This is a genomic window from Saccharopolyspora sp. NPDC000359, assembly GCF_040300525.1.
In the GTDB taxonomy this organism is placed as follows: domain Bacteria; phylum Actinomycetota; class Actinomycetes; order Mycobacteriales; family Pseudonocardiaceae; genus Saccharopolyspora.
This window is the reverse complement of the sequence record NZ_JBEPDU010000010.1, coordinates 41,237-66,540: the sequence shown is the minus strand read 5'-3', so window position 1 is coordinate 66,540 and position 25,304 is coordinate 41,237. Positions and strand designations below refer to the sequence as shown.

Here is a 25,304-nt window from a genome sequence, read left to right as displayed (position 1 = left end):
CCGGTCTCTTCGGCGGGGTCAGCTGGGGTCGCGGGTGGCGGCGACGCGGGGGTCGTCGAGGAGGAAGGTGACGAAGGCCTGGAGGTAGTCGGGGAGCGGTTCTGCCTCCCGGGTCACCAGGTGGAGTTCTCGGCGGGCCCAGGGGTCGGGGAGGGCGAGGCCGGCGATGCGCATGTCCCGGAGTTCCTTCTCGGCGACGCTGCGGGGGACCAGGGCGATGCCGACACCTGCTTCGACGAGTCGGAGCACTGCGGCGAAGTCGTGGCCGTGCACGCGGACGTTGAGGTGCGCCCCGGCCTGCCGGGAGGTCTCCTGGAGGAAGTGGAAGTTGCTGCTGCCGCGGCTCATGCAGACGAAGTCGAAGTCGAGCGCCGCGGCGAAGTCGACCCGGTCGGACTGCGCGAGGGGGTGGCCGAGCGGGGTGACGATGATGAGGTCCTCCTGCGCGTACCGCACGATCCGGGTGTCGGCGCCCGCCGAGGCGGAACCGGCGAAGACGCCGACGTCGATCACCCGGTCGGCCACCCCGGCGACGATGGTGCCGCTCGGGCGTTCCTCGAGGTCGATGTTGATGTCGGGGTTGGCGAGGAGGAAGCGGCTGACGCTGGGCAGGATGAACCCGTTGAGCGAGCTGCTGTTGGCCCACATGCGGATGTTGCCGCGCAGGCCCGCCGAGAAGCGGGCGATGTCGGCCTGCATGCGGGTGATGCCCGCGAGGACCTCGCGGACGTGGTCCAGGAGCGCCTCCCCGGCGGGCGTGAGGCGCATACCGCGCGGGCTCCGGGTGAACAGCTCGACGCCCATGGAGTGCTCGAGGTTCTTGAGCCGGTAGCTGGCCGACGAGGCCGTGATGTACATGGCCGCAGCACCGCCGGAGAGGTTCTGGGCCTCGGCGATCGCGTGGAACAACCGCAGGTCGGTGAGGTCGTAGCGCATGGGAACTCCCGCCCTGCCCCCGAGCAGCGGGGGCTTTCCGGCGGGCGGGAGCTTACCAGGCAACACGGTCAGCGGGTGCGTTCGAGGAAGGTCCGCATGTAGCCCTGCGGTTCCCCCGTGGTGAACGCCGCGCCGAACTCGGCGACGCTGGCGGTGACGGCCTCGGCGACCGTCTGCCCCTCCCACTCGCGCAGCAGGCGCTTCTGCTGGCGGAGCACCTTCGGACCGAAGCTGGCGAAGCGGGCGGTGTGCTCGTCGACGCGGGCGTCGAGTTCCTCCAGCGGGGCGGTCTCGTCGACCAGACCCCAGCTCAGCGCGGTGCGGGCGTTGACCGACTCGCCGGTCAGCATCAGCCAGGACGCGCGGGCGGCGCCGATCAGCCGGGGCATCAGGGCCGCGTGGATGACTGAGGGGATGCCGACGGCGACCTCGGGCATCCCGAATCGGGCGGTGTCGCTGCTGATCCGCATGTCGCACGCCACCGCCAGCTCCAGCCCGCCGCCGAGGACCCATCCCGGGATGCGGCAGATCACGGGGACGGGGAACAGGCGGACGGCTTCGCACAGGCGGCGCAACCGGTCGATGAACACCTGGGCCGACGACGGGTCGAGACCGGCCATCTCGTGGATGTCGGCGCCCGCGACGAACGCCTTGTCCCCGGTGCCGCGCAGGACCAGGGCTCGCAGGTCCTCGCGGTCGGCGAGCGCGGTGAGCGCGGTGGTGAGGTCGGTGATCACGGGGGTCGACAGGACGTTCACCGACTTGGCGTTCGTGATCGTCAGCGTGGCGATCCCGGACGCGTCGACGTGGGCAGTGGCGTGCGGGAGGTCGGTGTGGTGGTGGCCGGTCATGCCCTGTCCTCCAGAGTGGCGCCGATGACGCCTTCGCGGATGAGGTGCTCGATCTGCTCGTCGGTGAGCCCGGTCTCGGTCAGCACCTGCCTCGTGTGCTCGCCGACGCCCGGCGGCGGCAGGGGGTTGGGCCCGGACTGGACCAGCGGGTTGCGCACCACGGGGATGGTCCCGGCGACCGGGTGCTGGGTGTCGACCAGCATGCTGCGGTGGACCACCTGCTCGTCGGCGAAGACCTCGGCGAGGTCGTTGATCGGGCCCCAGGGCACCCCGGCGTCGTCGAGGGTGCGCGCCCAGTCCGCGCGCGTTCGACCGAGCATCACCTCGGCCACCACCGGGCGGAGCGCCCCGATGTTGCGCAGCCGGGCGGAGTTTGTCGCGAACCGCGGGTCCGCGGCGAGGCCGTCGAGCCCGGCGGCAGCGCAGAACCGGGCGAACTGCCCGTCGTTGCCGATCGCCAGGATCAGGTGGCCGTCGGAGCAGGCGAAGACGTCGTACGGCGCGCAGTTCGGGTGCGCGGTGCCGATCCGCTCCGGTGGGCGTCCGGAGACGAGGTAGTTGGCGGCCTGGTTGGCGTTGAGGGCCACGGCCACGTCCAGGAGCGCGACGTCGACCTGCTGCCCGAGCCCGGTCGCGGCGCGCTTCACCAGGGCAGCCAGCACCGCGGTCGTGGCGTACATGCCGGTCATCACGTCCACGACGGCCACGCCGGTCCGGATCGGCCCGGCGCCCGGCTCGCCGTCGGGACGACCGGTGTAGCTCATCAGGCCACCCATGCCCTGGAACACGTAGTCGTAGCCGGGTTTTCCCGCCATCGGCCCGGTCGGCCCGAAGCCGGTGATCGAGACGAACACCAGCCCCGGGTTCTCGGCTGCCAGGTCGGCGTAGCCGAGGCCGTGGCGCTCCAGGGTGCCCGCCCGGTAGTTCTCCACCACGACGTCGGCATCCGCGGCGAGGCGGCGGATGAGATCACGGCCCTGCGGGGTCGAGAAGTCCACCGCGATCGACCGCTTCCCCCGGTTGCAGGCCACGAAGTAGGCGGAGAAGCCGTCCCCGGGGTCGGTGCCCGCCACGTACGGCGGCCCCCACCCGCGGGTGTCATCGCCACCGGCGACCTTCTCGACCTTGATCACGTCGGCGCCGAGGTCCGCCAGGTTCTGCGCGCACCAGGGGCCCGCGAGGATCCTCGAGAGGTCGAGCACCTTGGTGCCGCGAAGCGCGTCGTCCAGCATCCATCCACCCATCACTTGCTGATTTTCCAGCAGGCTAGGGTGATTCGGCTCCGCCGGACCAGTCGAAACTGGCGAACGCGGGCTTCGCGAACATCGAAGCCGTTGCCGCGCCCGGTCAGCATTCGAGAACTTCGAACGGCGGGTTCGTGCCTCTCGACTGGAACGAGCCGCCTCCGGCTGCTTAGGCTGCCGAACCCGAAGGCAGGTCAGCGTCCTCCTCCCTGCTTCCCCCGCGCGGACCCCGTTTCGCCCGGGCTCCTCCGGAGATGAAAGAGCATCACCGATGATCCACTTCCTGGCTGTCGCACTGCTGGTCGCGGCTTTCGTGCTCACCACCGCCCTGGGGCTCAACCTCGGCGCGCTCGCGCTGGTCTGCACGTTGGTCGTCGGCGTCCTGGTGCTCCACCTCCCCGTCGACGAGCTACTGGGGGAGTTCCCCGGCGACGTGTTCGTCATCCTCGTGGGCACCACCTACCTGTTCACCATCGCCCGGCGCAACGGCACGATCGACCACCTGATCAACCGGCTCATCGCCCTGGTCGGGGCCCGCCCGGCAGTCGTCATGTGGATCGTCTTCGCGATCACCGGCCTGCTCGCGGCCCTCGGTTCGGTCTTCGCGGTGGCGATGATCGCCCCGGTGGCGCTGGCCCTGGCGACGCGCTACCGGATCTCGCACGTCGTGATGGGCCTGCTGGTCGTGCACGGCTGGGGCGCCGGTGTCCTCTCCCCGATCAGCGTGTTCGGCGTCATCGTGAACTCGGTCCTCGGACGGGCCGGGATCACCGGGAGCCCCGCGCAGGTCTTCCTGGTCAGCGCGCTCGCCAACACCCTCGTCGCGGTGGTCGTGTTCGCGATCTGGTTGTCGCGCAGGGGGTCCGGCCCCGCTGGCTCGATCATCGACGGCGTCACGCACCACGCGGCACCGGAGGAGGAGGGCCAGCGTCCGAGGTTCATCCACGCAGCGACCCTCGCCGCGCTGGGCGCGCTCGTCGTCGCAGTGGTCGGGTTCGGGGCCCACGTCGGTTTGACCGCGTTCGCTTGTGCCTTCGTGCTCGCGCTGCTGCAGCCGCAGGTATCCAAGGTCGCGCTCAGCGAGGTGCCCTGGGGTGTGGTCCTGCTGGTCTGCGGTGTGTTCACCTACGTCGCCCTGCTCGAGCGCATCGGCACCGTCGACGCCGTCGCCGAGTTCATCACAGCCTCGTCCACGCCGACGCTCGCCGTGCTCATCGCCTGCTACGTCGGGTCGATCGTCTCCGCGTTCGCCTCGTCCACCGGGATCATCTCGGCGATCATCCCGCTCATCCTGCCCGTGCTCGCGGTTTCCGACCTCAACCCGGCGACCGTCGCCGCGGCACTGGCCGTCGCGATGACGATCGTCGACGTCAGCCCGCTGTCGACCAACGGTGCCCTGGTCGTGGCCAACGCTCCGGCCGAGCAGCGCGACACCCTGTTCCGGAGCCTGCTCCTCTACGGTTTGGCGATGGCCGCCGTGGCACCACTGCTCCTCTGGGGCGCGGTCGTGGTAATCCCGGGTTGACCCAGCCGAGGGCTTGGGAGTCTCATTGGGAACTGGTCTGCGAGGCCTCAATCGGGTGCAGTCGGACTACTGTCCTACTTGGACTTCCTCGGCAGCTGCCGTGACCGGCTCGGGTCGGTCACGCGCGCGTAGGCCTGACCGGCGCGGAACCCGCGCCGGTCAGGCGCCGGTCAGTTCTGCCCAGGCCCGCCCGGGGCCCTGCCGTCGAGGAGGCGGGCGATCTCGTCCTGGTCGTAGCCCAGCGATTCGAGGACTTCCCGGGTGTGCTGACCGAGGGTGGGCGGTGCGGTGCGCGGGCGGGGACGCTGCCCGTCGAAGGTGACCGGCAGGGCGATCTGCTCCAACTCCCCGACGACCGGGTGCTCGACGCTGTCGACCATCCCCAGCGCCGTGGTCTGCGGGCAGCGGTACACCTCGGCGAGCGTGCGGACCGGTGCGACCGGGACACCGTGCTGCTTGAGCAGGTCCGACCAGTGCGCGGAGCTGTTCGCGCGCAACGCTCGAGCGACCACGCGGTTGACCTCCTCGCGGTGGTCGACGCGGTCCGCGTTGGTGGCGTAGTCGGGGTGCTCGGCGAGTTCGGGGCGGTTCAGGGCCGTGCACAGCGCCCGCCACTGCGCGTTGTTGCCCACCGCGATGACCAGGTGCCCGTCCGCGGTGGGGTAGGCCTGGTAGGGCACCAGGCTGGGGTGCCCGGAACCGAGGCGCGGCGGGTTCTGGCCGGTGGCGAAGTAACCGGTCGCGAAGCTCGCGTGGAAGGCCAGCTGCGACTCGTACAACGAGGTCGAGACGTACTTTCCCCGTCCCGTGCGGGCGCGTTCCACGAGGGCGGCGAGGACCCCGGTCAAGCCCCACATCGCGGCACCGAGGTCGCCGAAGGCGAACCCGGCCTTGACCGGCGGGCCGTCGGGCTCCCCGGTCAGCGACATCAACCCGGCGGCGGCCTGCACCACCATGTCGTAACCGGGTTCGTCGCGCAGCGGTCCGGACTCGCCGTAGGCCGAGATGTGCAGGGCGACCAGTTGCGGGTGCCGCTCGACCAACTGCGGTCCGTGGAAGGCGCGCGCCAGCGAACTGCCCGGCCGGAAGTTGTCGATGACGACGTCGCTGCGCTCCAGCAGCCGGTCGACGACGTCCCGGCCCGCCTCGGTGGTGAGGTCCAGGGTGATCGACCGCTTGTTCCGGTTGACGGCGAGGTTGTAGGTGGCGTCCGGGCCGTTGAACGGCGGACCCCACTTGCGGGTGGGGTCGCCGCCGTCGGGGTGCTCGACCTTGACCACCTCGGCGCCCATGTCGGACAGCGCTTGGCTGACGTAGGGCCCGGCGAGGATCTTCGACAGGTCCAGGACGCGGATCCCGGCCAGCGGGGCGGTGGCGTTCACCGGACCACCTCCGGGTCGCCGCCGTCGACGATGGCCGGGAGCGCGTCGAGCGCGGCGGTCGGGATCTCCTCGGGGGTGAACAGCCGCTGCAGGAACGCCTCGGCGACCAGGGCCTTGCGGCGGCCGTAGCCCTCCTTCGCCTCCCAGGCGGCCTGTTCCACGAGCACGGTGGCCATCACGGCCTGGCAGAGCGCCTCGGTGTAGTCGCCTGCGGCCATCTCCTGCTCGGCCCGGCCGCGCTCCAACAACCACTCCCCCCGGGCGCGCAGGTCCCGCCAGTGCTCGGAAAGCCGTTCCACCAGGGGAACTTCAGCCTCTGCACCGGTCAGTCGCTCCCGGTAGGTGTCGGCGAGGACGCGGTGCGCGCCCTGCAGGCGCATGCAGCGCAGCACGTCGAGGGCGACGACGTTGGAGGCGCCTTCCCAGATGGAACCGAGCTGGGCATCGCGCACCAGTCGCGGGTTGACCCAGTCCTCGATGTAGCCGTTGCCGCCCCGGACCTCCATGGCCTCCGAGGTGACCCAGCGGCCGCGCTTGCACACCGAGTACTTCGCCATCGGGGTGAGCACGCGAGCGGTGGTGCGGGCCGCCTCGTCGTCGCCGTCGCCCTTCTCCAGCTGGTCACCGATCTCCAGCACCACGCCCAACGCGGCTTCGACGTCCAGTTGCAGGCCCAGCAGGGTGCGCCGCATCAGCGGCTGGTCGAACAGGGACCTGCCGAACACGATCCGCTGCCGCGCGTGGGTGACCGCCTCGTGGACCGAGCGGCGCATCAGCGCGGTGGAGCGCATGACGTTGGAGACGCGGGAGTGGTTGACCATCTCCAGCATCTGCTGGATGCCGCGGGTGAGGTCCCCGACCGGCTGGGCGTAGGCGTTGTCGAGGGTGACCTCGCCGCTGGCCATGGAGCGGGTGCCGAGCTTGTCCTTGAGCCGGTCGACCCGGTAGCTGTTGCGGGTTCCGTCGGGGCGCACCCGCGGGAGCAGGAACATGCCCAGTCCCCGGGTGCCCTCGCCCTGTCCGGGGACCTGGGCGAGGGTGAGGATGATGTCGGCGGTGACGTTGGAGCAGAACCACTTCCGGCCGGTGAGAGTCCAGTGGGTGCCGTGGTCGGTGGCCACCGTCGCGGTCCGCGCGAGGTCGGTGCCGCCGTCGACCTCCGTCATGAACATCGCACCGGTGGCGTGCTGCTCGGGGTCGGTGGAGGTGAGCGCCTCGATCTCGGCGCGGAAGGTCGTCGGGTCGAACATGCTCAGCACCCGGGCGGCCGAGTCGGTCATGTTGATCGGGCAGCCCAGGCCGTACTCGGCCTGGGAGAACAGGTAGGACAACGCGTACTTGACGACGTGGGGTGCCGGTCGCGACCAGCCGAGCACGCCCCGGTGAGAGAGCGCGGCGAGGGCGAAGCGGCAGAACCCGATCTCCACCAGCTGCTGGTAGGCGGGGTGGAAGACGACCTCGTCCACCCGGTCACCACTCGGCGAGAACGCCCGCAGGGCAGGCGGGTTGGTCTCCGCGGCCGCGGCGAGCCGGTCCAGCTCCCCGGCGGCGAGCGCGCCGAGCTCGGTGAGCACGGGTTCGACGCGGGCCCGGTCGTCCGGGGCCAGGTAGCGGTCCAGCAGCGGACGCAGCGCTGGATCCAGGTCGGCGAAGTTCATGCCGGTTGCCTCCACTTCCGAGGTGGTGTCAGCGCGCCGGGGCGGGCGCGGCAGCGGGTCGTGGTGCGGTGACGGTGATCCGGCGCAGCAGTGGCACCACGGCCGCCAGGGTGATCACGACGTAGAGCAGGCCGAGCCCGACGACGGACCAGATCGTCCCGGTGGTGGTGAGCAGCAGCTGGCAGAAGAACGGCGCGGTGCCGGAGAACACCGTGGCGCAGAGCTGGTAGGACAGCGAGATCCCGGTGTAGCGGACTTCGGTGGGGAAGGCGGCGGAGAGCACGCCCGCCATGACCGCGTAGTACATCGCGTGCGGGACGGTGGCCAGCGCCATGCCGATGGTGGCCCACCAGAACGACCCGGTGTGCACCAGCGCGAACAGCAGCGGCAGGAAGATGACCTCGGGCAGCAGCATCAGGAACACCGCGCGCCGCAGGTCGATCCGACTGCCCAGCACGGCGCCGAACGGCTGCCCGACGACCTGCACGGCCAGCGAGATCGACACGATCACCAGGAACGTCGTGCGGTCGAACAGCGGGGCGTCGCCGGTGGTGGCCCAGGACAGCGCGAAGGTGCTCTTGACGTAGGTGAGAGCGACCCCGGCGATGCAGGCGCAGGTGCCGAGGGCCAGCAGCCCCGGGTACCGGGTCAGCACGACCTTCGCGGGCAGCCCGGTGTCCTTCTTCTGCTCCAGCAGCCGGGTCATCTCCGGGGTTTCGGCGAGCCGGAGCCGGATGAGCAGGCCCACGACCATCAGCACGGCGGAGGCCAGGAACGGCACCCGCCACCCCCACCCGAGGAAGGCCGCGTCGGGCAGCTGCGCGACGGCGAGGAACGCCAGCGTCGCCAGCAGGTTGCCGACGGGGGAGCCCTGCTGGGCGAAGGCCCCGTAGAGCAGCTTCTTGCCGGGCGGGGCGTACTCGGTGGCGATGAGCACCGCGCCGCCCCACTCGCCGCCGACCGCCACGCCCTGCACCATCCGCAGGACGACGAGCAGGACCGGTGCGGCGACGCCGATCTGTGCGTAGCCGGGCAGCAACCCGATGGCCACGGTGGCCAGGCCCATCATCGTCAGGGTCACGACCAGCGCGGACTTGCGGCCGTGCTTGTCGCCGAAGTGCCCGAAGATCAACCCGCCGAGCGGCCGGGCCAGGAACCCGACCCAGAACGTGCCGAACGCGGCGAGGGTGCCGACGGCGGCGGGGGCACCGGCGAAGAAGACCTTCCCGAAGACGAGGGCCGCCGCGGAGCCGTAGATGTAGAAGTCGAACCACTCGAGGGTGGTCCCGGCGAAGGCGCTGATACCGGCGCGGCGGGCGTCCCGGCTCATCTTCGCCGGTGTCGGCGGGTGTTCGGCCATGGCGTGCTCCTCCCTGAGCGCTGCCTCCACGTCATCGCGCGCCCGGCGGGCGGCGAGTGACGGGGACCACCATGACACCCCGGATTAGGAATGGTCCAAGACCAATTCGACGCTCCGGTGAGTCGTCTCCCGACCTAGTCCTCCGGTGTCGGCAGGACCTGCTCGGCGAGCTCCAGCACCGCACGCAGGACGGCGGACTCGTCGCCCTGCCGCCACACGAGGGAGACCGGCAGCACCGGGGCGGGGCCGCTCAGCGGCACGAAGGTCACGTGGTCGAGCCGGATGCTCCTCGCCGCCTCGACCACGAGCGCGACGCCGACGCCCGCGCCGACCATGGCCAGCAGGCTGAAGGAGTCCGGGGCCTCCTGCGTCACGGTGGGCATGAAACCCGCGTCGAGGCAGGACCTGGCGAACAGCTCGCGCACCTCGGAGCCGCGCCCGGCCGGGAACGCGACGAACCGCTCCTCGGCGAGTTCGGCGAGGGCGATCTCGGACCGGTCGGCCAGCGGGTGCACATCGGCGAGGGCGACCATCAGCCGGTCCCGCCGCACCAGCCTGGAGGCGAGCCCGCGCGTGCTGGAGACGGTGGCGAACCCGAGGTCGAGGCTGCCCTCGGCGATCCGCCCGGTGGTCTCGCCCGAGTACCACGGACCGCGCAACGCCATCTCCACGCCCGGCAGCTCCGCGGCGACGGCACGGGTCAGCACCGGCAGGGTGACGGCGCTGCTCGCGCCCGCGAACCCCAGGGACACCGCCCCGACCTCGCCGCGCCCGGCGGCCCGGGCGGCACGTCGCGCGACCGCGGCGGCGGCCAGCGCGTCGCGGGCTGGTCCGAGGAAGGTGCGACCGGCCGCGGTCAACTGCACCGACCGCGTGTTGCGCTCGAACAGCGCCACGCCGAGGTCCTTCTCCAGCGCGCGGATCTGCTGGCTCAGCGGCGGCTGCGACATGTGCAGGCGGGCGGCGGCGCGACCGAAGTGGAGCTCCTCGGCCACGGCGACGAACCCGGCGAGGTGTCTCAGTTCCATCGCGACTCCCTGCGCGGCCTCGGCGATCTCCGTTCCAGATTACTGGCCGGGCCACTTTTCCGGTCCGCGACCTGATCGCCGGGCGCCAGGGCGTGCCGCCAGGTCAGTCGGACCTCTCCCGGTCGGGGTCCGCCCAACGCCCCCGGACCTGGCTGATGTGGTCGCGCATCACGGCCTCGACAGCTCCCTGGTCGCGCGACTCGATGGCGTCGACGATGGCGTGGTGCTCACGCGCGACGTCGACGAGCTCACCGCGTTCCAGCAGTGCCGCCAAGCCGAAGAGGCGGGTGTGGGCGCGCAGGTCGGAGACGAGGTTGGACATGCGCGGGTTGTTGGCGTAGGAGAGCAGGCGCAGGTGGAAGACGCGGTCGGCTTCGGTGTAGTCGACCAGGTCACCGGCCTCGGCGCCGTCCACGATGTGCTGCGCGAGCTCCCGCAGCTCGGCGAAGTCCTCCTCCGGGATTACCGACGTGATCCCGCTGACCGCGGGCGGTTCGATCAGCAGCCGGATCTCGGTGATCTGGTCCAGGTCGTCCTCGCTGACCTCGGTGACCCGGAAACCCTTGTTGGGGACGATCTCCACGAGGTCCTCGCGGACCAGGTCGAGCATCGCCTCCCGGACCGGGGTGGCCGAGACGCCGAACCGGGCGCCGAGCGAGGGCGCCGAGTACACGACACCGGGTTCCATCTCGCCGGAGATGATCGCCGCTCGCAGGGCCCGCCCGACGCGGTCGCGCAGGCTGACCTTCTCCATCTGAACCAGGCTCGGAGCCACCACAACCTCCCCAATCCGTCCCCGTCCATGGTATGTGACGTGGTACTACGGTTGCCGTTCGCCCGGTTCGCCGGAGTGCGGGAGGCCCGCGAGCTGCTCGAGCGCGACGGGTGCGGTGAAGGACTGCTTGGCGGTGGGCCGCAGGTCGTCGGCGGTCAGCTCGCGCCCCTCCTGCGCGGCCGCGAGCTTCGCGGTGGCGTAGCCGCACACCCGGCCCTGGCACCAGCCCATCCCGGGGCGGGCCAGCAGCTTGACGGTCCGGGCGTCGCCGGCGCCGAGCTCGTCCCGGGCGGCGCACACCTGCCCGAAGCTGACCTCCTCGCAGCGGCAGACGGTGGTGCCGGGGCGCAGCCACTCGTGCCAGCGGTGCGGCACCGGGTGGGCGGCGTGCATCGCGGTGGCGAAGCGGCGGTGGCGGTCGATGCGCTTCCACAGCACCTGGACCCGCGGCTGCGACACCGGCTGCCCCTGGTCCCGCGCGGCGGTGAGCCCGGCGAGCTCGCCCTCGGCGACCGCCAGGAGCGCGCCGCCGACACCGGTGGCCTCCCCGGCCGCGTAGACGCCGGGCGCGGTGGTCCGTTGCTCGGAGTCGACCACCGCGACCAGCGACTCGTCGACGTCCTTGCGGGTCGCGGCACCGGTCGCCGTGACGAGCTCCAGCGACGGCGTGAAGCCCCAGCCGAGCGCCACCAGGTCCACCTGGACGTCGCAGACGCGGCGGCGCACGCGGCCCTGGCGGTCCAACCTGGACAGCTCCACTGAGCGGACCGCGTCGGTGCCGTGGATGGCGGTGACCGCCGTGCGCTGGCGGTAGGGGATGCGGTGGCGGAGCAGCGACGCGGCGTGATCCAGGGCTTCCCGAGCCTTCGCGGGCACCGCGGCCGCGGCGAGCGGGTGCCGGGCCCAGCCGGTGACCGACCCGGCCTCGCACACCGCGACGACCTCCGCGCCCGCCGCCGCGAGCCCGGTGGCCACCGGGAGCAGGAACGGGCCCGTCCCGGCCACGACCGCGCGGCGGCCCGCCAGCGTGCGGTGCCCCTTGAGCAGGGCTTGGACCCCTCCGGCGGCCATCACCCCGGGCAGGTCCCACCCCGGGATCGGCAGCTGCCGGTCGTAGCCGCCGGGGCACAGGATGAGCGCGTCGGCGGTGACCGACTGCTGCTGCTCGTCGTCGACGCACGCGGCCTCGGCGTAGGACGTGGTCAGGTGCAGGGTGCGCGAGGAGCCGGTGCGCTCGACGAACCAGACCTGGTGGCGCGGCAGGTGGGTGATGCGGCCATCGCGGGAGAAACGGTGCAGCAGGGAGCGCAGGTTGCTGAACAGCGACCAGTCGTGGTGGCCGAGGGATTCCTCGCCGCGGGGCGCGTTCTCGTCGGGGTGGCGCCAGTACTGGCCCCCGGGTTGCTCACCCGCGTCGACGAGCACGACCGAGCGGTTGTGCTCGGCGGCGGTGACAGCGGCGGCCAGCCCGGCGGGTCCGGCACCCACCACGGCGATGTCAAAGTGGTTCTCAAGCATCGGTGTCGTCTCCCGTGGTGCAGGGGCCTTCGCCGGGTGCGGTGCTGCGCAACGTCATGCCGGGCTGGGCGGGGACCAGGCACGCCCGCTGGTTGGGCACGCCGTTGACCGTGATCAGGCAGTCGTAGCAGACGCCGATCCCGCAGAACAGGCCGCGCGGGCGCTGGTGGACGCGGGTGGTGCGCCAGGAGCGGATCCCCGCACCGGCCAGGACTGATCCGACGCTCTGCCCGGGGACCGCGGGCAGCGGGCGGCCGTCGAAGACGATCTCGAAGTGCTCCGGCGCGGCCGGTTCGTGCTGGGACTGGGCGGGTTTCACGATGCCTCCGCGAGGTCGAAGCGCTCGGGCGCGAACGGTGCGAGGTCGAGGTCGGGCTGCTCGCCGGTCAGCTGCTGGACGAGCAGCTTCGCCGAGCCCACCGAGAGCCCGATCCCGGCGCCCTCGTGCCCGGCCGCGTGCCACAGGCCGGGCGCGCGCGGGTCGTGGCCGATCACCGGCAGGTGGTCGGCGCAGTACGGGCGGAACCCGGAGTAGTTGCGCATGATCTTCGTCCTGGCCAGCGCCGGGTACAGGTCCAGTGCCTTCGCCGCGATCTGGCGCAGCGCGGGCAGCGAGGTGGTGGTGTCGAAGCCGACCCGCTCCCGCGAGGACCCGATCAGGATGGTGCCCGCCCGGGTGCCCTCGATGACGGTGGAGGTTTGCAACCCCTCGTCGGAGGAGGTGGTGCTGGCTACGTAGTCGCCGGAGTAGACCTTGTGGAACACCGTCTTCGGCAGCGGCTCGGTGATCAGCACGAACCCGCGCCGCGGCATGATCGGCACCGCCACCCCGGCCAGCTGGGCGATGTCCCCGGCCCAGGTCCCGGCCGCGTTGATGACGTGGTCGGCGTGGATCTCGCCGCCGCTGGTGACGACCCCGGTGACCCGGTCACCGTCCCGCAGCAGCCCGGTGACCTCGGTGCGGGTCCAGACCCGCGCGCCCCGCTCGCGGGCGAGGCGGACCAGGTGCGCGGCCATGAGCATCGGCTGGACCTGGCAGTCCTGGGGGTAGAACGCGGCCGCGGCCAGGCCGTCGGTGATGTGCGGTTCGTAGTCGTGGATTCGGTCGGCGGGCACGTCGGTGACCTCGATCCCGGCGGCGCGCTGGCGCTGGGCGAGCCCGGCGAGGTTCTGCGCACCGGTCTCGGTGGCGGCCACGATCAGCCCGCCCTTGCGCTCGAACTCCCACAGGTGGTTGTGCGGGGCGAGGTCGGTGCGCCAGACCTGGTTCGAGTACAGCGCCAGGTCGAGCTCGTGCCCGGCTTCCTTGTCCGAGACCAGCAGGTTGCCCTCGCAGGCGCTGGTGGTCCCGCTGGAGATCTGGCCGCGTTCGACGACGTGGACGCGCAGGCCCCGCTCGGTGGCGAAGTGGGCGCACGCGGCGCCGAGGGCGCCTGCGCCGATGACGACGACGTCAGCCGCATGGGCCATCGCTGCCTCCGTTGCTCGGTTCGGGTGGGGTGCGCGTCAGAGCTCGAAGCCCGCCGGGAACGGGTCGGACGGGTCGAGCATGTACTGCGCCGTGCCGGTGATCCAGGCCCGCCCGGTGATCGTCGGGACGACCGCGGGGCGACCACCCACCTCGGTCTGCTCGACGAGCCGACCGACGAACGTGGTGCCGATGAAGGACTCGTTGGTGAAGTCGGTGCCGAGGGCGAGTTCGCCGCGGGCGTGTAGCTGCGCCATCCGCGCGCTGGTGCCGGTGCCGCACGGCGAGCGGTCGAACCAGCCCGGGTGGATGGCCATCGCGTGCCGCGAGTGCTGGGCGGTCGAACCGGGCGCCTTGAGGTAGACGTGGTGGCAGCCGGAGATGTCGGGCCGCTCGGGGTGCACCGGGCGGGCCTGCTCGTTGACCGCCGACATGATCGCCAGCCCGGCGTCGAGGAGCTGCTGCTTGGCTGAGCGCTCGAAGGGAAGCCCCAGGTCGGCCAGGTCGACGATGGCGTAGAAGTTGCCGCCGAAGGCGATGTCGCAGACCACCGCGCCGAAGCCGGACACCTCGACCTCCTGGTCCAGCGCGTGGCTGAAGGAGGGGACGTTTTTGATCGTCACCGACTCGGCGTGCCCGTCGCGGACCGCGACGTCGGCCACCACGAGCCCGGCCGGGGTGTCCAGGCGGACCCGGGTGACCGGTTCGGTCACCGGCACCATCCCGGACTCGACCAGGACGGTGGCGGTGCCGATGGTGCCGTGCCCGCACATCGGCAGCAGCCCGGAGACCTCGATGAACAGCACGCCCCAGTCCGCGTCCGGGCGGGTCGGGGGCTGCAGGATCGACCCGGACATCGAGGCGTGCCCGCGGGGTTCGCACATCAGCAGGGTGCGCAGGTCGTCGTTGTTCTCGATGAACCACTGCCGCCGCTCGGCCATCGTCGCCCCGGGCAGGACGCCGACGCCGCCGGTGATGACGCGGGTGGGCATGCCCTCGGTGTGGGAATCCACGGCGTGCAGGACTCGAGTGGTCCTCATCGACCGCTCCTCTCGGCTGCGGGCCCGGACCGGGCCAGGTGGGGGTGTCAGTTCTCCAGCGCGCCGTCGACCCGGCGGGGCACGGGTGCGGTCGGCGTGTCGGACAGCTCATCAGGCAGCAGGTGCTGGGGGAAGTTCTGGTACGCCACTGGTCGCAGGAAGCGGGTGATCGCGGCGGTGCCGACCGAGGTCGTCGCCGGGGCCGTCGTGGCGGGGTAGGGGCCGCCGTGCTGCTGGGCGTGGGTCACTGACACCCCGGTGGGCCACTGGTTCCACAGCAGGCGCCCGGCCTTGCCGACCAGGGCCCGCGCCAGGTCCGCGGCCACGACGTCGGTCTCCTCGGCGACCAGCGTCGCGGTGAGCTGCCCGTCGAGGGCCTCGGCGACCCGGACCAGGTCCTGCTCCTCGTCGTAGGTCACCACCAGCGAGGTCGGGCCGAAGCACTCGGTGAGCAGCCCGTCGAGGTCGGCGAGCAGGGTGGTGACGTCGGTGCTGAGCAGGGTCGGGGTCGGCGCGTCACCTTCCGGGGTCGCCCCCGCGCGCAGGACCTCGACGCCCGGTTTGGAGCTCAGCGCTTCGCGCGTTGCGCGGTGGCCCGCGGCGATGCGGTCGTTGAGCAGCGGGGCGGACTGCGTCAACTCGGCGGCGCGCAAGGCATCGGTGACCGCAGCTGAATCCGGGACGAGCAACACCCCGGGCTTGGTGCAGAACTGCCCCGCGCCGAGGGTGAAGGAACTGACGAACTCCGCGGCGATCTCAGCACCACGAGCCGCATCGGCGGCACGCGTCACGAAGACCGGGTTGACGCTGCCCAGCTCGCCGAAGAACGGGATCGGCTCCGGTCGGGAGCTGGCGATGTCGAACAGGGCGCGCCCGCCGGTGATGGAGCCGGTGAAGGCCCCGGCCTTGACCAGCGGGTGTGACAGGGCGGCGCGACCGGCTTCGTCACCCCAGACGAGGTCGAAGACCCCGGGCGGGAAACCCCCGCGCGCCAGCGCTGCGCGCACCACGGCACCGGTGGTCGCGGACAGGTCCGGGTGCCCGGGATGGGCCTTGAGGACGACCGGGCAGCCCGCGGCCAGCGCGGAGGCGGTGTCGCCGCCGGCGACCCTGAAGGCGAACGGGAAGTTGCTGGCCGCGAAGACCACGACCGGTCCGACCGGGACCTGCCAGCGGCGCAGGTCCGGGCGCGGTGCACCCATCGGCCACTCGGGGTCGGCGCGGTCGATCCGCGCGTCGAGGTAGCCGCCCTCACGGACCGCCTCGGCGAACAGCCGGAGCTGGAAGGTGGTGCGCTTGAGCTCACCGGTCAACCGGCCCTCGGCGAGGTGCGTCTCGCGCTGCGCGGTCGGGACCAGCACCGGCGCGGCGGCGTCGAGCGCGTCGGCGATCGCGTCCAGCGCGCGGCTGCGCGTGGCGCGGTCGGTGTTCGCCCATACCGGAGCCGCTTCGGCGGCGGCCGTGACGATCCGGTCGGCTTCCGCCGCGGTGGTCGGCTCGGCCGGGGCGGTGATCGGGTGCGTCAGGTCCGTCTCGGGGGTCGTCATGCGGTGGTGCCTTCCGTGGGGGTGCGCGGTGGTCGGGGTCGGGGTGGGACGGCGGCCACCGCCCCACCCCGGGTGCTCACTTGTAGCCCTTGGCCAGGACTGCCTCGGTGTCGGCGGTGACCTTCGCGGCGATCTCCGGGGTCAGCGGCGAGCGCGGCGGGCGGCACCTGCCGCCCTTGCGCCCGGCCACGTCCATCGACAGCTTGATGGCCTGCACGAACTCGGTCTTGGAGTCCCAGCGCAGCAACCGGTGCAGGTCGCGGTAGATCGGCAGCGCCTTGCCGATGTCGGCCGGGTTGCCGGAGGTGGCCAGGCTGTAGAGTTCGAGGCTGGCCGTGGGCAGGGCGTTGGGGTAGCCCGCGATCCAGCCCACCGCACCGGCCAGGCCGAGTTCCAGCAGCACGTCGTCGGTGCCGATCAGCAGGTCCAGCTCGGGGGCCAGCTCCTGGATCTCGTAGGCGCGCCGCACGTCGCCGGTGAACTCCTTGACGCCGACGATGTGGCCCTCGGCGTGCAGCTCGGCCAGCAGCGCGGGGGAGAGGTCGATCTTGGTGTCGTAGGGGTTGTTGTAGGCGACGATCGGGATGCCGACCTCCGCCGCGATCCGGTAGTGCTCCAGGATCGCCTCGCGCTCGGCGCGGTAGACGTTCGGCGGCAGCATCAGCACCGAGTGCGCGCCCGCCTCGGCGGCCTGCTCGACCCAGCGCCGGGTCTCCAGCGCGCCGTAGGCGGCGACACCGGGCATCACGTGGAAGCCCTCGGGCGCCGCCTCGACCGCGGTGGTGACCACGCGGGCCCGCTCCTCGTCGGTCAGCGTCTGGTACTCGCCCAGCGATCCGTTCGGCGTGATGCCGTGCATGCCGTTCGCCGCGAGCCACTGGACGTGCTCGGCGAAGCCGTCGTAGTCGACCGACAGGTCGTCGTTGAACTGCAGGGCCGAGGCGACGTGGATGCCGTGCCAGGGCTTGAGCTGCTCGCTCATCGAGCCTCCGCTTCATTCAGGGGGAAGGTGCGACGGCGGTAGTATGTGACATTGCACAGGCCCTGACAAGGCCCCACCGTGGCGCGTCAGGGTCGAATCCTCCGCCCGCTCCGGCCTTCTCGGAGCGATTTCAATGGAAACCGGACGTCTGATCTCCATTGAGGCGATCTCAGTAAGCGCCCCGACGCATCACCGGTTACAGTTTCAGTTGAAACTGTAACCGTCCTCATCCCTCCGGCGACGCGTCGCCACTCTTGCGCACCCGCAGTGAAGGCACCCTTCACCGGCCGGAGAAGGATGTCCTTCATCGCGTGACCGGCACTGGGGGCCGGTGGAAGCGGTTCTGGCGCTCACCTGGGGTTACAGTTTCAGTTGAAACTGTGAATCGTCCGGCGACTCGCCTGTGCGGGTCCGGTGAGATCACCACGTTGAAATCGCGGTCTCCGCGGGTCGTGGCCGCCTCTGCGAGAGCCTCGACGACCGGCGCGTTTGCCGGTGCCCGTGTCGTGCTTGTTCGTGGCGGGGGCTAGACGGGGTGTCTGTGCAATGTTATATGTCACACCCCACGTTCGCCGTCTCAACGAGGAGGACCTCGCGAATGGACGTGTTGACTCAGATCAACGACTGGCTCTGGGCCCCACTGGTCGTGCTGGTGCTGGGGTTCGGGCTGGTGCTGACCGTGGTGACGCGGTGCCTGCAGGTCCGGCTGCTGCCCGAGATGGTTCGCCAGATCGTCCGGGGGGAGAAGTCCGAGGAGGGGATCTCCTCGTTCCAAGCGCTGTCGCTGACGCTGTCGAGCCGGATCGGCGTGGGCAACATCGCCGGTGTCGCGACCGCGATCGCCGCGGGCGGTCCGGGGGCGTTGTTCTGGATGGCGGTGATGGCCTTCCTCGGCGGCGCAACCGCTTTCGTGGAATCCACCCTCGCCCAGGTCTACAAGCGCCGGATCGACGGGCAGTTCCGCGGCGGGTTGCCCTACTACATCGAGAAGGGCCTCGGGCTGCGCAAGGTCGCGGTGGTGGCGGCGTCGGTCGCCGCGCTGCTCTACGCGGTGCTGGCGCCCGGGATCCAGTCCAACGCCATCTCCAGCAGCTTCGAGTCCGCGCTGGGCGTCGACCCGTTGGTCACCGGCCTGGTAATCACCGGTGCGCTGGCGCTCATCATCATCGGCGGGCGGCAGCGCATCGTGAAGTTCGTCGAGGTCATCGTGCCGTTCATGGCCGGTCTCTACATCCTCGCCGCCGTGGTCGTGCTGGCCTCCAACGCCACCGCGCTGCCCGCCGCGGTGGGGCTCGTGCTCTCCAGCGCGTTCGGCGCCCACTCCGTGTTCGGCGGGATCCTGGGTTCGGCGATCGCGTGGGGTGTGCGGCGCGCGTTGTTCTCCAACGTCGCCGGAGTTGGTGAGGGCACCTACGGTTCGGCCGCGGCCCAGGTCTCCCACCCCGCCAAGCAGGGGCTCGTGCAGTCCTTCTCGATCTACATCGACACGCTGTTCATCTGCATGGCCACCGGCCTGATGATCATCGTGACCGGTGCCTACAACGTCGAGCCCGCGGGTGGTCCCGCGCTGGCCACGAACCTGCCCGGCACCGAAGCGGGTCCGGCCTACACCCAGGCGGCGATGGACTCGGTGTTCTCCGGGACGGGTGGGCCGTTCGTCGCGGTGGCGATCGCGCTGTTCGCCTTCTCGACGCTGGTGGCCTTCTACTACATCAGCGAGACGAACCTGACCTACGTGCTCGACCGGACCCCGGCCGCGGGTACCGCGGTGCTCAAGGTGCTGCTGCTCGGAATGACGTTCTGGGGTGCGGTGCAGTCCGCCGACCTGATCTGGGCGATCGGCGACGTCGGCTACGCCGCCCTGGCCTGGGTCAACATGCTGTGCCTGCTGTTCCTCGCCAAACCGGCCCTGCGGGTCCTGCGCGACTTCGACGCCCAGCGGCGGCGTGGCCAGGAGCCGACCTTCGACCCCGCCTCGATCGGGCTGACCGGCGTCGAGTGCTGGGGGCCCGAGGCGGAGCGGGCCGCGCGCGCTGTCGAGGACCGGGACCGCTCGTGAGGTCCTCGGCCTGACCGGTCCGCCCGCCGGAGGTGATCAGCGAGGACGTAGGGGTGATCACCTCCACCGGCGGTGGGTGGCTGCGGTTGCCCGCTACTCCGCGGAGTCGTCCAGCGCGTCCGCTTCGGATGAGTAGCCACCGTCGAGAGCGTCCGCTTCGGAGGAGTAGCCACCGTCGAGAGCGTCCGCATCGACGCACATGTTGGGTTCGGTGGAGTAGTCGCCGTCGTCGAACGTGTCTGGCTCGGTGGAGTAGTCGCCGTCGTCGTACGTGTCTGGCTCGGTGGAGTAGTCGCCGTCGTCGAACGTGTCAGGTTCGGCGGAGTAGCCGCCCTCGAGCGTGTCTGGTTCGGCGGAGAATCCGCCGTCGTAGGTGCTCGGTTCGGTGGAGTAGTCGTCGTCGAGCGTCGCGTTCGGGTCGACGGACATGTTGGGTTCGGCGGAGTAGCCGCCGTCCCACGCGTCCCCGTCCGCCGACATCCCGCCTGCCTCGTCGGTGCCGGGCAGGCACACGCCACCGCCGTCCTCGTCGAGGGTGGTTCCCGGCGCTCCCGCGTCGGCGGGGTCCGGGGTGGGCGGGAGGTCCTCCTCGCCCACCACCTCCATGCCGCGGGCGTAATCAACACCGTCGCCGAGGATGCCGCCGACCCCTTCGCCGACCGCGCCACCGGCCCACCCCCCGGCGGGTCCGAGCTCCGAGCCCGCCGTACCCCCGAGGGCGCTGCCGAGCACCTCTCCCGCGTGCCGTCCCGCGTGCTCGTCGGTGAAGTCGCCTTCGTGCACGGGGCCCGGGAACGGGACGCCGCTGTCGTTCGGTAGTCCAGGATTCGCCTTCGGTCCCACGTTCTGCACGGGAACCTCCTTCCCGCCCGCCGAGCTGGACGTGTCCGGCCCGGCGGGATCCGCCGGGGTCACCCGGTCAGCTCGAGATCACCCAGCATCCCTTCACAAGTGCGGATGAGAACCTGGGCAGCCGACACCGACTGCCGGAGGCTGGCCGGGTTCTCCGCGCGGCGCTGCCACCGGGCCAGCGCTTCCTGCGCGGCGTGCTGGACAGCGCCCGCGTCGGCGTCCGGTGCCAGCCCGAGGCGGCGGGCCGTGGTGACCCCGGAGCTGCCCAGCAGGCGCTCGGCGTCCACGACTTCCTCCTCGGTCAGTCCGGCGGGGTCCTGCCGCAGGGAGTTGAGCAGCCGGAGCTCAGCGATCTCGTGAGCGCCAGCCCACACCCGCTCCACTTCAGCCGACAGTTGCTTGTTTCCCTCCAACGGCATCTGCCGCAGCACGGAACCCAGCGCCTGCAGCGCGGACCGGGCCTTCAGCACCTCGGCGCGGGCGGCGAACTGGGTGCCCAGTGCCGCGACCAGCTGCCGCAGCCCGGAGTGCTCGATGAGCATCGCGGCCAGCTGCGCGGAGCTCGTGCACTTGCCGGACCGGATCAGCTCGATGCCCAGCCGCAGGCCGTACAGGCCGAGGCGCCTGAGCAGGTCGCTGCGCCACTCGGCGTTGATCGCGGCGGGGCAGTCCAGCTTGATGAAGCGGTCCACCGACACCAGCGTGGGGGCCAGGGCATCAGCCGGGGCCTTGGCCAGCAGGTCCAGCGCGTGGTACTCCTGCTCGCGCAGGGTGCGCCCGGTGTAGGCGAGCAGACCGGTCACGGGCAGCACCGTCTGGCACAGCCGACGCACCTGCTCGCTCCTGCGGTAGGTGTCGGCCACGCGTGCCGCGCTGGCCATCGAATCCATCTTGCCCGCGCCGATCTCGTCGGCGCGCGAGAGCACGCCCACCGCGTTGACCGGTGTCGGCTGCACGATGTCGTCGTCGTGGAACGCCTCCAGCAACCGGATGTCCTCGTTGTGCGCGTAGCGCATCAGGTACAGCACCGCGTCGGCGGGCGTGACCCGGCCGTCGGCTGGGGTCAGGAAGTCCTGGGCCCGCTCGGAGATGTCCGTCGACACCGAGCCGATCCCGGGGGTGTCGATGAGCATGAAGTTGCGCAGCGCGGTGGACGGCCACTCCACCACCAGCCGCTCCACCTCCGCCGCCCGGGCGCCACCGAGGTCGATCTCGAGGGCGCGGCTGTCCGGGCGGGTGTACCGGACCTGGCGCGGCTCGCCCTGCTTGGGCTGCAGCAGCACACGACATCCCGCACCGTGCTGGAACCAGGTGATGATGCGGGTGCACTCGCCAGCGTCCGTGGCCGCCAGCTCCTCGCCGATCAGCGCGTTGAGCAGGGTGGACTTGCCCGCCTTGACCTTGCCCGCGATGGCCACCCGCAGCGGTTGGCGCACCCGCACCGCGAGGGTCTTCACCGACGGCTCGGCCGGAGTGCCCGCGTAGGCCGTTGCCGCGGACCGGATGACCTGGTCAACCTGCTGGATGAGCGACGAGTTGTTCATCACGAACCCCGCCTCCACTTGCCCTGAAGAGTGCTTCGGACTTCTTTCGCAGCGCCGCCACGGACTTGCGCGCCTGCTCGATCTCGGGCAGGCGGCGCTCCCGCTGGGCCTTGTCGGCCTGCAGCGACTTCTTCGCCGCCGCCACCGACTGGGCCGCCGCGTTCTGCAGCTCCGCGGCCCGCGCGGAGTAGCCCTGCCGCATCTCGCGCTGCATCCGGCGGATGGTGTCCTTGGAGTCCTTGGCGATGTGGAACTTCAGGTCCTCGACGTACTGGTTCACCGCAGCCTTGGCCTTCTGGCGGCGTTCCTGCACGTCGTGCTTGGCCCCGGCGCGCAGTCCGCCGACGCCGCTGAGGACGCCGAAGGCCATCGACACCGGGTTCATCCCGGACATCAGCGCCACCCGGCCCACCGTCTTGAACAGCAGCATGCCGGTGCGGACCCCCTTGGTCTTCAGGCTGGCCTTGACGATCTCGACGTCCTCGGTCGCCTCCTCCAGCTGCTTGATCAGCTCCGTGGGGGCTTCGGCGCGCACCTCGACCTCGGTGCCCTGCTGGGCCTCGGCGAACTGCTCGGCCACCGACTTGCCGAGCTCGGTGACGCGCTGCTGGAGCAGCTTGTAGTTCTCCACCACCTCCGCGGTCAGCCTGCGCCGCATCCACGACTGGATGTCGTCCCAGGTCTTCGCGGGGTCCCCCTCGTTGATCGCCTTGCTGGCCTCCCTGGTGAGGTCCCGGAACCGCCGCCGCATGTCGAAGTCCACGTCGGACGAGATGTTGCCGAAGCCGTCGCCGAGGGTCTGCTGCCAGCGGGACCCGGCGGCGCGCAGGGACTGCGCCTTCCGGCCCGCCTCCTGCAGCTCGGCGACGAGCTCCTTGCCGTGCTCGGGGCTGGCCAACGCCTGCTGCCGCGTCTTGAGCACCTGGTCGACCTGGTCCAGCACGTCGCGGAAGTTCGCGGTCACCGCGGTGAGGGTGAGCACCTCGACGTTGGCGACCACCTTCTGCCCGAGGTAGGCGAGCAGCGGCACGCAGCCCGACTCCGCGAACAGCTGCTTGTCGCGCTTGAGCGCGGCCTGGGCCTGCAGCGCGGTGGCCACCGGGAACACCGGGACGTCCAGCCCCGCGGCGCGCAGGTGCGCCTTGTCCTGCTCCACGATTCCCCGCCACTGCGGGTAGAGGTCGATCTTCGTCACCGCGCAGACCACGCTCGGGCAGAGGTTCTTCGCGGACTTGATCAGCTCGATCTCGGTGGCGGTGAGCTCCTGCGCGGCGTCCGTGGTGAACACCAGGGCGTCAGCTGCGGACAGCACCCCGTAGGTCGGTGCGTCGGTGTTCTCGCTCAGCCCGCCGACCGGGGTGTCCACGAAGGTCACGCCCTGGGACAGCAGCTGGTTCGGGATGCCCACGTCCACCCACAGCAGCTTGCCGCCCTTGGCGTTCGGCGGTGCCTCGGTGACCTGCCTGGGCACCTCCCGCAGCGGCACGGTGACCCGGCTGGACTCCTGCTGGCCGTTGCCGGTCGGTACGTGGGCCAACGTGACCGTCGGTTTCTCGGCGTGGTGGATCGACATCGGCACGGCGGTGGACGAGGTGTCCACCACCGGGCAGATCGGCACGTTGACCAGTGCGTTGACCAGTGAGCTCTTGCCCTTCTTGAACTCGCCGACCACCACGATGCGGATCAACCGCTTCTTCCGGTCGGCGAGGTGCTTGCGGTCCGCGTCCAGCCGCCGGACCAGGTCCTTGCGCCCGCACTTCTCGGCGAGCTTGCAGCCCGCTGCCAGGACGGCCGCGACGCCGTCCACCCAGTGCGTGCCCCGCTCGGAGGGATTGGGTTGCTGCGATGGCTCTGTCATTGCCGCCACCTGACCCCGTTACGTCGATGTCCACTGCTCATTGGTCAGAACCCGAAGAAGTCGCCGATGGCGCTGCCCACGTCCTCCAAGGCGCCGCCGACGTCGTCGACCACGTCGGACACCGTGTCCGCGGCGTCCTCGAACACCTCGCCCGCCACTTCACCGGCACCGCTGAAGGCGTCGCCGACGTCGCTGACCGTGTCCCAACCGAAGTCCCAGACGTCGGTGATCTCGTCGTCGAACCCGAAGTCGGTGACGATGTCCCACGCGAAGTCGCCCACCGCGTCGGCCGCGTCGTCGATGGCGTCGTCGACACCGGCGTCGCCGACCCACTCGCCGAACTCGCTGCCGAGCCAGCCGCCAGCTGCCGCGCCCAGCGGCCCCAGGAAGACCCCGCCGATGGTCGCGCCCGCGACCCCGCCGATCGCCGCGCCGTAGTCGCCCTCGAGGAGGTTCTCGACGCCGGAGGCGATGCCGCCGACCCCGATCGCGCCGCCGCCCAGGTCGACCGCGGTGCTCAGCATGCCGCCCCAGTCACCGCTGAAGACGTCGGTCGCCACGTCCACGTACTCCCCGACGCCGAGCGCATCGGCCGCGACACCAACGGCCTCGCCCGCCACGCCCTCCCAGTCGCCGTTGAGCACGTCCCCGGCCACCTCGCCGACTGGGCCGAGGTCGTCGATGCCGAGCTCCTGCGCGGCATCACCGATCAGACCACCCCAGTTGCCCTCGTAGAGGTCGGTGGCCGCCTGGCCGTAGTCACCGAGTCCCAGTCCGCTGGCCACGTTGTCAGCCAGCCCGCCGAAGTCCCCGCTCAGCAGGCCGCCCGCGACCTCGCCGAGCCCGGAGTCGCCGATCGTCGGCGTCAGCGAACCGGCCAGCTCGCCCCAGTCGCCGCCGAGCAGGTCGTCGGCGACCGCGGTGAAGTCGTCGAACGCCATCCCGGGGAGGGTTTCGTCGGCGAAGCAGACCCAGTCGGTGGTGGTGAACGCATCACCGGCTGCCTCCAGCACGGCACCGGCAGCTGCGGAAGTGGCGTCGACCGGGCCACCCAGCGCGTCCAGGCCGCCCACCGCGCTGTCGGGGAGGACGGTTTCGGTGAGCACCGACGGGTTCGAGAACGGGTCACCCAGCGCCCAGGGCAGGGAGGTCGCGCCCGAGCTCCAGGGCTCGGCGTCCCAGCCCCCGGTGCCCCAGCACCCGGTGTACCACCCGCTGTCGGAGTACTCGGACAGGTCCAGTGCTGTGTCCGTGCGCCACTCGGACACGTCGAGCTGGTCCCCGAATGGGCCCGGGTCGACGATGGCGGAGTAGTCGTCCTGCTCGCCCATCCCGGCAGTCGACTCGGGCGCCTGGGTGTCCCACATGTTCTCGCCGCCGAAGTACCCGGTTGGGCCTGCGACGCCGCGGGCGTCGAGGTCCTGCAGCCTGCTGATCTCGTCCTGGCTCAGGTCCTGCGCACCCGCTGCCGAACCCGCGTCTGGCGCGATCGAGTAGTCCGGTTGTTCGTAGTCGGTGTGGGGTTCGAGGGTTTCGTGGGTGGGTTCGTTGGGTGTGAGGTCGTCCCAGGTGTCGTGTGTGGGTTGTTCGTAGTCGGTGTGGGGTTCGAGGGTTTCGTGGGTGGGTTCGTTGGGTGTGAGGTCGTCCCAGGTGTCGTGTGTGGGTTGTTCGTAGTCG

At 71.2% G+C, this 25,304-nt stretch carries 19 protein-coding genes and 1 pseudogene; 2 read left to right on the top strand and 18 right to left on the bottom strand.

Annotated features, from left to right (window positions below; translation table 11 throughout):
• Window positions 1-18: 18 nt before the first annotated feature.
• The 3 genes from ABT324_RS09380 to ABT324_RS09370 form a co-directional block, all read right to left on the bottom strand.
• On the bottom strand, window positions 19-936 hold the full coding sequence (locus ABT324_RS09380; RefSeq protein ID WP_351174306.1) for a LysR family transcriptional regulator: 918 nt from the start codon (window positions 934-936) through the stop codon (window positions 19-21).
• A gap of 68 nt (window positions 937-1,004) precedes the next feature.
• Window positions 1,005-1,787 (bottom strand): enoyl-CoA hydratase, encoded by a 783-nt coding sequence (locus ABT324_RS09375; RefSeq protein WP_351174304.1) that lies wholly within the window; start codon window positions 1,785-1,787, stop codon window positions 1,005-1,007.
• Window positions 1,784-3,019 (bottom strand): CaiB/BaiF CoA transferase family protein, encoded by a 1,236-nt coding sequence (locus ABT324_RS09370; protein ID WP_351174302.1) that lies wholly within the window; start codon window positions 3,017-3,019, stop codon window positions 1,784-1,786. The genes ABT324_RS09375 and ABT324_RS09370 overlap by 4 nt, the downstream gene beginning before the upstream one ends.
• A 283-nt stretch (window positions 3,020-3,302) precedes the next feature.
• On the opposite strand from ABT324_RS09370, the gene ABT324_RS09365 reads away from it, so the two are divergent.
• Window positions 3,303-4,556 carry an SLC13 family permease gene (locus ABT324_RS09365; protein WP_351174300.1) on the top strand — a complete coding sequence of 418 codons (1,254 nt, stop codon included), beginning with the start codon at window positions 3,303-3,305 and terminating at the stop codon, window positions 4,554-4,556.
• A 170-nt stretch (window positions 4,557-4,726) separates the two neighbouring features.
• Here ABT324_RS09365 and ABT324_RS09360 read toward each other — a convergent pair whose 3' ends face one another.
• From ABT324_RS09360 to ABT324_RS09310, 11 genes are all read right to left on the bottom strand, one after another.
• Window positions 4,727-5,938 (bottom strand): CaiB/BaiF CoA transferase family protein, encoded by a 1,212-nt coding sequence (locus tag ABT324_RS09360; protein WP_351174298.1) that lies wholly within the window; start codon window positions 5,936-5,938, stop codon window positions 4,727-4,729.
• Entirely contained in the window at window positions 5,935-7,596 is a 1,662-nt protein-coding gene (locus tag ABT324_RS09355; protein ID WP_351174296.1) for an acyl-CoA dehydrogenase family protein, read from the bottom strand. Before ABT324_RS09355 ends, ABT324_RS09360 begins: the two co-directional genes overlap by 4 nt.
• 28 nt (window positions 7,597-7,624) lie before the next feature.
• The gene (locus tag ABT324_RS09350) at window positions 7,625-8,956 is read right to left on the bottom strand and encodes an MFS transporter (protein ID WP_351174294.1); all 1,332 of its coding nucleotides are present in this window, start codon (window positions 8,954-8,956) and stop codon (window positions 7,625-7,627) included.
• A gap of 134 nt (window positions 8,957-9,090) precedes the next feature.
• Window positions 9,091-9,984: a LysR family transcriptional regulator gene (locus ABT324_RS09345; RefSeq protein WP_351174292.1), complete on the bottom strand. Its 894-nt coding sequence runs from the start codon at window positions 9,982-9,984 to the stop codon at window positions 9,091-9,093.
• A 103-nt stretch (window positions 9,985-10,087) separates the two neighbouring features.
• Window positions 10,088-10,738: a GntR family transcriptional regulator gene (locus tag ABT324_RS09340; protein WP_351174290.1), complete on the bottom strand. Its 651-nt coding sequence runs from the start codon at window positions 10,736-10,738 to the stop codon at window positions 10,088-10,090.
• A gap of 66 nt (window positions 10,739-10,804) precedes the next feature.
• Window positions 10,805-12,277 carry an FAD/NAD(P)-dependent oxidoreductase gene (locus tag ABT324_RS09335; RefSeq protein ID WP_351174288.1) on the bottom strand — a complete coding sequence of 491 codons (1,473 nt, stop codon included), beginning with the start codon at window positions 12,275-12,277 and terminating at the stop codon, window positions 10,805-10,807.
• The gene (locus ABT324_RS09330) at window positions 12,270-12,596 is read right to left on the bottom strand and encodes a (2Fe-2S)-binding protein (RefSeq protein WP_351174286.1); all 327 of its coding nucleotides are present in this window, start codon (window positions 12,594-12,596) and stop codon (window positions 12,270-12,272) included. The genes ABT324_RS09335 and ABT324_RS09330 overlap by 8 nt, the downstream gene beginning before the upstream one ends.
• Window positions 12,593-13,747, bottom strand: coding sequence for an NAD(P)/FAD-dependent oxidoreductase (locus tag ABT324_RS09325; RefSeq protein WP_351174284.1), 1,155 nt, complete (start codon window positions 13,745-13,747; stop codon window positions 12,593-12,595). The genes ABT324_RS09330 and ABT324_RS09325 overlap by 4 nt, the downstream gene beginning before the upstream one ends.
• Window positions 13,748-13,783: 36 nt before the next feature.
• A complete protein-coding gene (locus ABT324_RS09320; RefSeq protein WP_351174281.1) occupies window positions 13,784-14,785 on the bottom strand; it encodes a proline racemase family protein in 1,002 nt (333 codons plus the stop codon).
• 47 nt (window positions 14,786-14,832) lie between these two features.
• Window positions 14,833-16,332 (bottom strand): aldehyde dehydrogenase (NADP(+)), encoded by a 1,500-nt coding sequence (locus ABT324_RS09315; RefSeq protein ID WP_351174278.1) that lies wholly within the window; start codon window positions 16,330-16,332, stop codon window positions 14,833-14,835.
• A gap of 76 nt (window positions 16,333-16,408) precedes the next feature.
• A complete protein-coding gene (locus ABT324_RS09310; RefSeq protein ID WP_351174275.1) occupies window positions 16,409-17,314 on the bottom strand; it encodes a dihydrodipicolinate synthase family protein in 906 nt (301 codons plus the stop codon).
• A 598-nt stretch (window positions 17,315-17,912) separates the two neighbouring features.
• Between ABT324_RS09310 and ABT324_RS09305 the strand changes: the two genes are divergently transcribed.
• The gene (locus ABT324_RS09305) at window positions 17,913-19,373 is read left to right on the top strand and encodes an alanine/glycine:cation symporter family protein (protein ID WP_351174272.1); all 1,461 of its coding nucleotides are present in this window, start codon (window positions 17,913-17,915) and stop codon (window positions 19,371-19,373) included.
• Window positions 19,374-19,466: 93 nt separating this feature from the next.
• Here ABT324_RS09305 and ABT324_RS09300 read toward each other — a convergent pair whose 3' ends face one another.
• From ABT324_RS09300 to ABT324_RS09285, 4 genes and pseudogenes are all read right to left on the bottom strand, one after another.
• A complete protein-coding gene (locus ABT324_RS09300) occupies window positions 19,467-20,225 on the bottom strand; it encodes a hypothetical protein (RefSeq protein ID WP_351174269.1) in 759 nt (252 codons plus the stop codon).
• Between the two features lie 59 nt (window positions 20,226-20,284).
• Entirely contained in the window at window positions 20,285-21,769 is a 1,485-nt protein-coding gene (locus ABT324_RS09295) for a dynamin family protein (RefSeq protein WP_351174266.1), read from the bottom strand.
• Complete coding sequence (locus tag ABT324_RS09290; RefSeq protein ID WP_351174263.1) at window positions 21,738-23,627, bottom strand: dynamin family protein; 1,890 nt, start codon at window positions 23,625-23,627, stop codon at window positions 21,738-21,740. The genes ABT324_RS09295 and ABT324_RS09290 overlap by 32 nt, the downstream gene beginning before the upstream one ends.
• 44 nt (window positions 23,628-23,671) lie before the next feature.
• Window positions 23,672-25,304: pseudogene (locus ABT324_RS09285) on the bottom strand (hypothetical protein); the annotation flags it as partial.

Excerpts from the sequence above, each read along its gene's own strand:
- ABT324_RS09380 (WP_351174306.1), bottom strand. The coding sequence starts at position 936 with ATGCGCTACGACCTCACCGACCTGCGGTTGTTCCACGCGATCGCCGAG.
- ABT324_RS09375 (WP_351174304.1), bottom strand. The coding sequence starts at position 1,787 with ATGACCGGCCACCACCACACCGACCTCCCGCACGCCACTGCCCACGTC.
- ABT324_RS09370 (WP_351174302.1), bottom strand. The coding sequence starts at position 3,019 with ATGCTGGACGACGCGCTTCGCGGCACCAAGGTGCTCGACCTCTCGAGG.
- ABT324_RS09365 (WP_351174300.1), top strand. The coding sequence starts at position 3,303 with ATGATCCACTTCCTGGCTGTCGCACTGCTGGTCGCGGCTTTCGTGCTC.
- ABT324_RS09355 (WP_351174296.1), bottom strand. The coding sequence starts at position 7,596 with ATGAACTTCGCCGACCTGGATCCAGCGCTGCGTCCGCTGCTGGACCGC.
- ABT324_RS09350 (WP_351174294.1), bottom strand. The coding sequence starts at position 8,956 with ATGGCCGAACACCCGCCGACACCGGCGAAGATGAGCCGGGACGCCCGC.
- ABT324_RS09345 (WP_351174292.1), bottom strand. The coding sequence starts at position 9,984 with ATGGAACTGAGACACCTCGCCGGGTTCGTCGCCGTGGCCGAGGAGCTC.
- ABT324_RS09340 (WP_351174290.1), bottom strand. The coding sequence starts at position 10,738 with ATGGAGAAGGTCAGCCTGCGCGACCGCGTCGGGCGGGCCCTGCGAGCG.
- ABT324_RS09335 (WP_351174288.1), bottom strand. The coding sequence starts at position 12,277 with ATGCTTGAGAACCACTTTGACATCGCCGTGGTGGGTGCCGGACCCGCC.
- ABT324_RS09325 (WP_351174284.1), bottom strand. The coding sequence starts at position 13,747 with ATGGCCCATGCGGCTGACGTCGTCGTCATCGGCGCAGGCGCCCTCGGC.
- ABT324_RS09320 (WP_351174281.1), bottom strand. The coding sequence starts at position 14,785 with ATGAGGACCACTCGAGTCCTGCACGCCGTGGATTCCCACACCGAGGGC.
- ABT324_RS09315 (WP_351174278.1), bottom strand. The coding sequence starts at position 16,332 with ATGACGACCCCCGAGACGGACCTGACGCACCCGATCACCGCCCCGGCC.
- ABT324_RS09310 (WP_351174275.1), bottom strand. The coding sequence starts at position 17,314 with ATGAGCGAGCAGCTCAAGCCCTGGCACGGCATCCACGTCGCCTCGGCC.
- ABT324_RS09305 (WP_351174272.1), top strand. The coding sequence starts at position 17,913 with ATGGACGTGTTGACTCAGATCAACGACTGGCTCTGGGCCCCACTGGTC.
- ABT324_RS09295 (WP_351174266.1), bottom strand. The coding sequence starts at position 21,769 with ATGAACAACTCGTCGCTCATCCAGCAGGTTGACCAGGTCATCCGGTCC.
- ABT324_RS09290 (WP_351174263.1), bottom strand. The coding sequence starts at position 23,627 with ATGACAGAGCCATCGCAGCAACCCAATCCCTCCGAGCGGGGCACGCAC.